At 67.7% G+C, this 9,987-nt stretch carries 7 protein-coding genes; all 7 read right to left on the reverse strand.

Annotation, left to right across the window (positions count from 1 at the left end; translation table 11 throughout):
- Positions 1-143: 143 nt before the first annotated feature.
- A complete protein-coding gene (locus BST15_RS11865) occupies positions 144-1,565 on the reverse strand; it encodes an acyl-CoA carboxylase subunit beta (protein ID WP_046188315.1) in 1,422 nt (473 codons plus the stop codon).
- 50 nt (positions 1,566-1,615) lie between these two features.
- Positions 1,616-2,884 carry a 3-oxoacyl-ACP synthase KasB gene (gene kasB, locus BST15_RS11870; protein ID WP_046188314.1) on the reverse strand — a complete coding sequence of 423 codons (1,269 nt, stop codon included), beginning with the start codon at positions 2,882-2,884 and terminating at the stop codon, positions 1,616-1,618.
- Between the two features lie 35 nt (positions 2,885-2,919).
- Complete coding sequence (gene kasA / locus BST15_RS11875) at positions 2,920-4,173, reverse strand: 3-oxoacyl-ACP synthase KasA (RefSeq protein ID WP_046188313.1); 1,254 nt, start codon at positions 4,171-4,173, stop codon at positions 2,920-2,922.
- Between the two features lie 2 nt (positions 4,174-4,175).
- Positions 4,176-4,475, reverse strand: coding sequence for a meromycolate extension acyl carrier protein AcpM (gene acpM, locus BST15_RS11880; protein WP_046188312.1), 300 nt, complete (start codon positions 4,473-4,475; stop codon positions 4,176-4,178).
- Positions 4,476-4,556: 81 nt separating this feature from the next.
- Positions 4,557-5,474 carry an ACP S-malonyltransferase gene (locus tag BST15_RS11885; protein WP_046188311.1) on the reverse strand — a complete coding sequence of 306 codons (918 nt, stop codon included), beginning with the start codon at positions 5,472-5,474 and terminating at the stop codon, positions 4,557-4,559.
- Positions 5,475-5,654: 180 nt separating this feature from the next.
- On the reverse strand, positions 5,655-6,974 hold the full coding sequence (locus BST15_RS11890; RefSeq protein ID WP_046188310.1) for a PucR family transcriptional regulator: 1,320 nt from the start codon (positions 6,972-6,974) through the stop codon (positions 5,655-5,657).
- 60 nt (positions 6,975-7,034) lie between these two features.
- Positions 7,035-9,824 carry a pyruvate dehydrogenase (acetyl-transferring), homodimeric type gene (aceE, locus tag BST15_RS11895; RefSeq protein WP_046188309.1) on the reverse strand — a complete coding sequence of 930 codons (2,790 nt, stop codon included), beginning with the start codon at positions 9,822-9,824 and terminating at the stop codon, positions 7,035-7,037.
- Positions 9,825-9,987 lie beyond the last annotated feature (163 nt).

Below are 9,987 nucleotides of genomic sequence, written 5' to 3' on the forward strand. Positions count from 1 at the left end.
TCGTCGAATGACTCCATGGGAATGGAGTATTCGCCGTTGCCGCCACGAGCGTGCACAAACGCGCGCGCATTCTCGGCGTTTCGGCGTGCAGACACGCACGCTCGCGCGAAGTGGGCCGCGCGAGTGGGAACGTCGGGCAGGGGCTACAGCGGGATGTTCTTGTGGCGGCCGCGCCGTGCGGGCGCCTCAGCCAGCGCCTGGGTGATCTTGCCGCGGGTGTGCGACGGGTCGATCTTCTCGTCGACGACGCCGATATCGATGGCGCTGTCCACCCCGCCGGCGATCCGCTCGTGCTCGGCGGCCAGCTCCTCGTGCAGGGCCTCGCGCTCGTGGTCGGGCGCGGCGGCCAGCTTCTTCTTGTGCAGAATCCCGACCGCGGCCTTGGCGCCCATCACGGCGACTTCGGCGTCCGGCCAGGCGAACACCTTGGTGGCGCCCAGCGAACGGGAGTTCATCGCGATGTAGGCCCCGCCGTAGGTCTTGCGGGTCACCAGCGTGACACGGGGGACGGTGGCCTCACCGAACGCGTGCAGCAGCTTGGCGCCGCGGCGCACCACGCCACCCCATTCCTGGCCGACGCCCGGCAGGTATCCCGGAACGTCGACGATCACGATCAGCGGAATGCCAAACGCGTCGCACAGCCGCACGAAGCGGGCCGCCTTCTCGGCGCTTTCGGAGTTCAGGCAGCCACCCAGGCGCAGCGGGTTGTTGGCCAGCACCCCGACGGTGCGACCCGACAACCGGCCCAGCCCCACCACCATCGACGGCGCCCACTTGGCCTGGAACTCATCGAACGGGGTATCGGCGTCGAGCAGGGCGTGCACCAGCGGGTGCACGTCGTAGGCGCGTCGTGCCGACTCCGGCAGCAGCGCGTGCAGGTCTACCTCGCCCGCCTCGGCCTTGGTGCGGTCGAAGTGCCCCTGCTGGCAGAACAACCCGACCAGACGGCGGCCCCGCTCGTAGGCGTCGAGCTCGTCGTCGGCCACGATGTGGCACACCCCGGACTTCTTGTGGTGGGTGTCGGGACCGCCGAGAGCGGCCATGTCGACGTCCTCACCGGTGACGCTGCGCACCACGTCGGGACCGGTGACGAACACCCGGCCCTCCGGGGCCATCACGATGACGTCGGTGAGCGCGGGGCCGTACGCGGCGCCGCCGGCGGCGAAACCGACCACCACCGAGATCTGCGGGACGAACCCGGATGCCCGGATCATCGCCTCGAAGACCCGCCCCACCGCGTGCAGGGCTCGCACGCCCTCGGCCAACCGGGCGCCGCCCGAGTGCCACAGCCCCACGATCGGGCTCTGCTCGGCGATCGCGGTGTCGTAGGCGTTGACGATGTGATCGCAGCCCTCGATGCCCATCGCACCGCCCATAACGGTGCCGTCGGTGCAGAACGCGATGGTCCGCACTCCGTTGACGGTGCCGCCCGCGGCCAGCACGCCGGAGCGGTCACGCTCGTGCAGCAATTCCACGGTGCCGTCGTCGAAGAACGTCGACAGACGCAGCAGGGGGTCGCGCGGGTCGAGCGATTCGCCCACCGTTTCGGGAGCCATAGTCGTCATCGCGCCTCTCCTTGGTCTGAATTCTTGGTCGCGGGTCTCGCCTCTGGTGTTCAGTGCCGACCGAAGACGATGGCGACGTTGTGTCCGCCGAACCCGAATGAGTTGTTGATCGCGTACTGGTAGTTGCCCGGTCGTGGTTCGCCGGCCACCACATCCAGGTCAATCTCGGGGTCGAGATTCTTCAGGTTCCGGGTCGGCGGGATGAGCTGCTCGCGCAGCGCCATCACCGTGAGGATGGATTCGACCGCGCCCACCGCACCGACCGAGTGACCCAGCGCCGCTTTGGGCGCGTACACCGCGGCGTTGCCGCCGTGCGGCCCCAAAGCCAGATTGATGGCGTGGCCTTCTGCCACGTCGCCGACCGAGGTTCCGGTGGCATGGGCATTGACGTGGTCGATATCGCCAGGAGTCAGGCCGGCCATCTGAATGGCGCGTGTCATTGCCCGACCCGCGCTCTGCCCGTCGGGGTCCGGCGCGACGATGTGGAAGCCGTCAGAGGTGATGGACGCGCCCATGATCCGGGCGAGAATGTTGGCCCCGCGCGCCTTGGCGTGCTCCTCGGTCTCGATCACCATCAGTGCGCCGCCCTCGCCGAACACGAACCCGTTACGGTCGCGGTCGAAGGGGCGGCAGGCGCCCTCCGGGTCGTCGTTACTGGTGGACAGCACGATGCGCATCTGGGCGAATCCGGCGATGGGAACCGCTTCGATCCGGGTCTCCACTCCGCCGCAGATCGCCATGTCGGCCTCGCCGAGCACGATCTGCTGCCAGGCGTGGGCGATGGCCTCAGAGCCGGATGCACAGGCCGAGATCGGAGTGATGACCCCGGCTTTGGCCTGGCGGTCCAGCCCGACGGCCGCAGCTGCCCCGTTGGGCATGTATTTCTGCACGACCAACGGCGAGACCGCCTTGAGGCCGCGTTCACGCATACCGTCATAGGCCCAGACGAGTTCCTCGCTGGAGCCCATTCCGGTGCCGACCGACACCATCAGGCGCCGGGTATCGACTTCGGGTGAGCCGGCGTGCGCCCACGCACGCCGGCCCAGCACCAAAGCCATCTTCTGGAGATAGGAAAGCCGACGCAGCTCGGTCCGACTCAACCCTTCATCGAAACACTCCGGGGTCTCGACGAGGTGCCCGCCGATACGAACCGGCAGGTCATACTCCTCGACGAACGAGTCGGTGAGCGTGCGAATACCGCTCTGGCCGTCCAGCAGCTTCTTCCAGGTGTTCTCCCCGTCCGCGGCCAATGCCGTCGTCATGGTGTAGCCGGTGACGACGACGTTGGGGAGACCCTTTCCCGTTGCCAACGTTGACATGGCTGTTGCGAACTTCCCTCTCTCAAGAACCGGTGTCAGTACCGCCCAAAGGCGAGCGCGACGTTGTGCCCACCGAATCCGAATGAATTGTTGATGGCGTACTTGTAGTCGCCGTAGCGGGGTTCGCCCGCGACGACGTCCAAGTCGATCTCGGGATCCGGCGTCTCGTAGTTCAGCGTGGGCGGGATGACCCCGTCACGCAGCGAGAGCACCGTCAACACCGACTCCAGTGCACCGACCGCCCCGATGGAGTGGCCCAGCGCCGACTTCGGCGCGTACACCGCGGCGTGCTGGCAACCGGCTTCCCGGATCGCGTTCGCCTCGGCGGTGTCACCGATCGGAGTGGCTGTTCCGTGCGCGTTGATGTGGTCGACGTCCTTGGCGGACAGGCCCGCCAACTCCAGCGACCGCGTCATTGCACGGCCCGCCCGCTTGCCATCGGGTCCGGGAGCCACCATGTGGAAGGCGTCGGAGGTGATACCGGCGCCCATCAGCCGGGCCAGCGGCTTGGCGCCGCGGGCCTTGGCGTGCTCTTCGGTCTCGATGATCATCAGCGCGCCGGCCTCACCGAACACGAAGCCGTCCCGGTCCTTGTCGAACGGCCGAGAAGCGCCCTCGGGGTCGTCATTGCGGGTCGACATCGCGCGCATCATCGAGAACGTCGCGATCGGCAACGCCTCGATACCGCCTTCGACACCGCCGCAGACCGCGAAGTCCGCGTCGCCCATGACGATCTGACGCCACGCGTGGGCGATCGCCTCCGAACCCGACGAACACGCAGAGACCGGGGTGATAACCCCGGCGCGAGCGCCGAGCTGCAGGCCGACGACGGCGGCCGCACCGTTGGGCATGATCATCTGAACAGCCAGCGGCGAGACCTTGCGGGGGCCGCCTTCGTTCATCAGGTCATAGGTCTCGACGATCTTCTCGCCGCCGCCGAGCCCGGTACCGACGACGACCGTGAACCGGTCGGGGTCGACCTCGGGTGATCCGGCGTTCTCCCACAACCGCCCTGCGAGCAGTTTGGCCATGCGCTGGACGTACGACATCCGTCGCAGATCCAGCCGGCCCATGTGGTCGTCGACCGGGTCCTTGAGGTGCCCGCCGATCTTGACCGGCAGATCCCACTTGGAGACGAATTCGTCCTCCAGCACGTGGATGCCACTCTCACCTGCGAGCAGGCCCTTCCACGTGCTCTCGATGTCGGCGCCGATTGAAGTGGTGGCCTCAACGGCGGTTACCACGACATTCGGGTAACCGCCGTTGGCCGTAGAAGGCTGCGAGGACACGATTAGCTCTCGGAACCGAACTTCTCGCGCAGCGCGGCGGCGGCCTCGGGGTTCTCGGCCTCGAGCTTCTGGATGTAGCCGACCACGTCACCGACGGTGCGCAGACCAGCGAGGTCCTCGTCGGGGATCTTCACGCCGTACTTGTCTTCGGTCTGAACGGCGATCTCCACCATCGACAGCGAGTCGATGTCCAGGTCGTCGACGAAGGACTTCTCGACGGTGACCTCGCTCGGCTCGATACCGGTCACCTCTTCGATGATCTCGGCGAGACCGGCGATGATTTCATCCTGGCTGGCAGCCACTGTGTTTCCCTTCGGTTGGATCCGCACGGGGTGTGCGGCGTGATTACTGCTTATCTGGTTGTGCAGGTGTGGAAGCGGGCGTTAGAGCTCGGGCAGCCCGTCCAGATCTGCGGGGGACTTGACGGCGTGCGTCGGGGTCCCCCGAAGTTCGCGCTTGGCGATGCCGGCCAGGGTGCCGGCGGGCGGGAATTCCACGATCGCCGTGACCTCGCGGGCGCGCATCGTCTCGGTGCACAGGTCCCAGCGCACCGGCCGGGTCAGCTGCGCGACCAGGTACTCCATCGCTTGGGCCGCCGAGGTCACCGGCTGGCCGTCGCGGTTGGACAGCAAGACGGCGGTGGGCTCGGCAGTGCTCACCTGGCCGGCCGCGGCGGCGTACGCCTCCAGCGCCGGTGCCATGTACTGGGTGTGGAACGCCCCGGCGGTGGCCAGCTTGCGGACCCGGGCCTTGGCGGGCGGATCTTCGGCGAGCTTGTCCAGCGCGGGCACCGGCCCGGCGGCCACGATCTGGCCGACGGCGTTGCGGTTGGCGGGGGTCAGATCGAGTTGTTCCAGGCGGGCCAGCACCTCGGCCTCGTCGCCACCGAGTACCGCGGCCATACCGGTGGGCTCCAGCGCACAGGCCTTCGCCATCTCGCGGCCGCGGGTGGCGGCCAGCATCACCGCGTCGTCGGGGGCGACGACACCGGCGATCGCGTAGGCGGCGATCTCACCGACGGAGTGGCCGGCGACGATCACGTCGCTCACCGGGCCATTGCGACGCTTGGTCAGCTCGGCATAGGCCAGCAGGGTGGCCGCCACCACCAGCGGCTGGGTGACCGCGGTGTCGGTGATCTCCTCGGCCGTCGCGGTGGTGCCCAGCGCGATCAGGTCGAGGCCGCTGACCTCCGACCAGGCGGCCAACTGCTCGCGCGCGGCATCGGCGCCGGGCGATTCCAGCCACGGCGACAACATGCCGGGGGTCTGCGATCCCTGTCCGGGAGCGAGCAAAGCAATCACGTCTTTAAGAGAACATTGTGAAGAGCGATTTGCAGGATGTCCTAGATTATGAACATTGTCTTATGTTTTTGTGGAGACCCTACAAACCTGCCGTTTCGTGCGACGTGTTCGATACCGAACCGCGACATCTGTCCGGCGCGGTGGCCCCCCGACGGACAGGCGAAGGCCCTGGTCTTCCCGTCAAGCGTCCGGGCTGAACTGGGGTTCAGCGGGTCCGGCACCGGTCACCAGCGGTGTCGCATAGGGCCGCTCGGTATTGCTGAAACTGGCGTGCTGCGCCTGATTGGCCAGCCGCCCGACCGTGGAGGCAACCCGCAGGACATAGGCATCGCGCGGCACCGCCGGGTCCCGCCCGGTGAAATCGGCGATCCGCTTGAGCCGGTAACGGACGGTGTTTGGATGAACGAACAACTTGCGGGCGCAGGCCTCGATCGCGCCGCCGCAGTCCAAATAGGCGTCCAGGGTCTCGGTGAGCGTCGGCCCGGCCTCGGCCAGCGGGCGCATCACGTCGGTGTGCAAGGCCGCGATCGCGGAGGTGTCCCCGATCAGGGCCCGCTCGGGCAACAGCTCACGGGCCAACACGGGCCGCGGCGCCCCGGTCCACCCCACCACGGCGTTCATCCCCGAGATCGCCTCGCTGGCACTGTGATACGCCGCCGTCAGGGACGGCGCGGTCGGCCCGATCACCACCGGACCGTCGGAGAAGGCGCCGAGCAGGTCCGCGAAGAACTTCTGGGTGGGCGCCAGTGGGCCCGAAACAATGGCCACCAGCCAGGTGCCGTGCACGTCGGTCAGTGCTGCGCGGCCGTGGCGTTCGGCGACGTCACGGACGTCTTGGCTGGCCTTCTGGCCGGCGAGGGCGTCTGGTCCCGGGGGTGCGGTGCCCACCACCACCGTCGCCGGTGCCGTGGTGTCCCAGTTCAAGGCGGCCGCGCGGCTCAACAACTCCGGGCCGGTGTCGCCTCGGACCACCGCGTCCACCACGCTGGCCTCCATCCGGGAATCCCAGGTGCCGCGGGCCTCGGCGGCGTCGGCGTACGCCGATGCCGCGGTGAACGCCAGATCGCGGCTGTACTTGAGAATGCCCACCGTCAGCGCCGTCACCTGCTCCTCGGAGCGCGCCAACAGCGGCACCACCTCTTCGAAGAACTCCATGGTGACGCGCACCATGTCCACGGTGTGCCGCAGCGCGATGTGGCGGGTCAGGTCCTGGGGAACCAACTCGAAGGCCTGCGCGGTGTGGCTGACGTTGCCGTGCGGATCGTGCATCCATTCGGCGAAGTTGACCACCGCGGTCTGCACCACCAGCGCCACACTGGCGCGCTGCGCCGCCTCCAGCTCGGCGAAGAACGGCAGCCGGTCGCCCATCATCGACACCGCTTCGGTTGCCAGCCGGCCCGAATAGTGCTTCAGGCGACGCAGCAGCGTGTCTGGGACGGTGCTCAGCAGGTCCAGCGTGGAGCGCGGCAGGACCGGACCCGCCGGACTGTTGTCGACCATGCCTAAAAGCTACGCCATTTTTCTGGTCACAATCGACAACACATCCGTTCGGCGTTGACGTCAGGCCACCCCGGGGTCCGAGGTCTGTTCGGGCGCGGCCATCACGTCGTCGATCTGGTAGCGCGAAGCCGCGGACACTGCGACAGAGGTGTCGATGGCCCCGTCGCGGGCCAGCGCGGCCAGCACGGCGACCACCACCGACTCGGCGTCGGTGTTGAAGTAGCGCCGCGCGGCAGGACGGGTGTCGGAGAACCCGAATCCGTCGGTGCCCAGGGTGACGTAGGTGCCGGGCACCCAGGGCCGGATCTGCTCGGGCACCGCCCGCATCCAGTCCGACACCGCGACGACCGGACCGGTCGCATCCGCCAAAGCCTGCGTCACGTAGGGGACCTGGGCGGGGACCTCGGGGTGCCGCAGCCGCTCGCGCTCGATCGCCACGCCGTCGCGGTTCAGCTCACCCCAGCTGGTCACCGACCAGACGTCGGCGGCCACGTCCCAGTCGGCGGCCAGCATGTCGGCGGCCCGCAGCGCCTCGGGCACCGCCACCCCCGAAGCCAGGATCTGCGCGGTGTTGGTGCGCGCCTCTCCGGCCTGGCGGAATCGGTAGATGCCGCGCAGCAGGCCCTCGGGGTCGAAGCCTTCGGGCTCGGCCGGCTGCACGTAGGGCTCGTTGTAGAGCGTGACGTAGAAGTACACGTTCTCCGGGTTGGGGCCGTACATCCGGGCCAGGCCGCTTTCGATGATGTGGGCGACCTCGTAGGCGAACGCGGGGTCATAAGACACCGCCGCGGGGTTGGTACTGGCCAACAACAGGGAATGCCCGTCGGCGTGCTGCAGGCCTTCACCGGTCAGCGTGGTGCGTCCCGCGGTAGCGCCCAGCACGAAGCCGCGGGCCATCTGGTCGGCAGCCGCCCACAGGCCGTCGCCGGTGCGCTGGAAGCCGAACATCGAATAGAAGATGTAGATGGGGACCATCGGTTCGTCGTGGGTGGCATAGGACGTACCCACCGCGGTGAACGAGGCTGTCGAGCCGGCTTCGTTGATGCCTTCATGCAGGATCTGGCCGATTTCACTTTCCTTGTAGGCCAGCATCAGGTCGGCATCCACGGAGGTGTAGAGCTGTCCGTTGCGGTTGTAGATCTTCAGCGACGGGAACCATGAGTCCATCCCGAACGTGCGGGCCTCGTCGGGAATGATCGGGACCAGCCGCGGGCCTAACTGCTTGTCCCGCAACAACTCTTTGAACACTCGGACGGTCGCCATGGTGGTGGCGACTTCCTGGGTTCCCGATCCCTTCTTGACCGCCGCGTACGGCGCGGAGCCGGGCAGCTCCAGCGCTTTGGCCTGGGTGCGGCGGTGCGGCACGAAACCGCCCAGGGCGCGCCGCCGGTCCAGCAGATAGCGGATCTCGGGTGCCTGCTCGCCCGGGTGGTAGTACGGCGGCAGGTAGGGGTTCTCTTCGAGTGCGGCGTCCGCGATCGGAATCCGCATCTCGTCGCGGAAGTCCTTGAGGTCCTGCAGCCGGAACTTCTTCATCTGGTGGGTGGCGTTACGGCCGGCGAAGTAGCTGCCCAGGCTGTAGCCCTTGATGGTCTTGGCCAGGATCACCGTGGGCTGGCCCTTGTGCTCGACGGCGGCGCGGTAGGCGGCGTGCACTTTGCGGTAGTCGTGTCCGCCGCGCTTGAGATGCCAGATGTCCTGGTCGGAAAGATTCTCGACCAGCGCCTTGGTGCGCGGGTCGCGGCCGAAGAAGTGTTCCCGCACGTAGCCGCCATCGTTGGCCTTGTAGGTCTGGTAGTCGCCGTCAGGGGTGACGTTCATGAGGTTGACCAGGGCGCCGTCGCGGTCGGCGTGCAGCAGGGCATCCCACTCGCGGCCCCACACCACCTTGATGACGTTCCAGCCCGCCCCGCGGAAGAACGATTCCAGCTCCTGGATGATCTTGCCGTTGCCGCGAACGGGGCCGTCCAGGCGCTGCAGGTTGCAGTTGACCACGAAGGTCAGGTTGTCCAGGCCCTCGAGCGCGCCGACGTGCAGCAGCCCGCGGCTCTCCGGCTCGTCCATCTCGCCGTCACCCAAAAAGCACCAGACGTGCTGATCGGAGGTGTCCTTGATGCCCCGATCGTGCAGGTAATGGTTGAACCGGGCCTGGTAGATGGCGTTCATCGGGCCCAGGCCCATGGACACCGTGGGGAACTCCCAGAAGTCGGGCATCAGCCGCGGGTGCGGGTAGGACGGCAGGCCGCCGCCCGGGTGGCTGTGCTCCTGCCGGAAACCGTCGAGCTCGTGGGTGCTCAGCCGGCCCTCCAGGAAGGCGCGCGCGTAGATGCCGGGGGAGGCGTGGCCCTGGATGAACACCTGATCGCCGCCGCCGGGGTGGTCCTTGCCGCGGAAGAAGTGATTGAAGCCGACCTCATACAGCGTCGAGGACGACGCGTAGGTCGAGATATGCCCGCCGACGCCCACGCCGGGCCGCTGCGCGCGGTGCACCATCACCGCGGCGTTCCAGCGGATCCAGCTGCGGTAGCGGCGCTCGGTTTCCTCGTCGCCGGGGAACCACGGCTCCAGTTCGGTCGGGATGGTGTTGACGTAGTCGGTGGAGGTCAGCGCTGGGATCGCGACGCGTTGTTCACCGGCGCGTTCGAGTAGCCGCAGCATCAGGTAGCGGGCGCGGGCCGGACCGGATCGGGCCAGCAGTTCGTCGAAGGACTCCAGCCACTCGGTTGTCTCGTCGGAGTCGATATCGGGGAGGTAGGACGCCACCCCTTCGCGGATCACCCGAACGCGGTCGGATTCTCCTGTGCTGCTTGGTCTTTTGGCCAGATCCTGGTTTGCGGCCTCAGTGGTCAAAGCATTGCTCCTTGGTTCGGAGGTCAAGACGTGCCTCCCGGCTTGTGGCCAGGACGACACCGGACCGATCGATTCGTCGGTCTGGTCTTTTCTATCCTGCCCCACCGGACACCCGACCGGCGGTGGGCGAGTGTCGGGTGGGGCAGGATAGAAAAGACCAGAC

The sequence above is a fragment of the Mycolicibacter arupensis genome, from assembly GCF_002086515.1.
Classification (GTDB): Bacteria; Actinomycetota; Actinomycetes; order Mycobacteriales; family Mycobacteriaceae; genus Mycobacterium; species Mycobacterium arupense.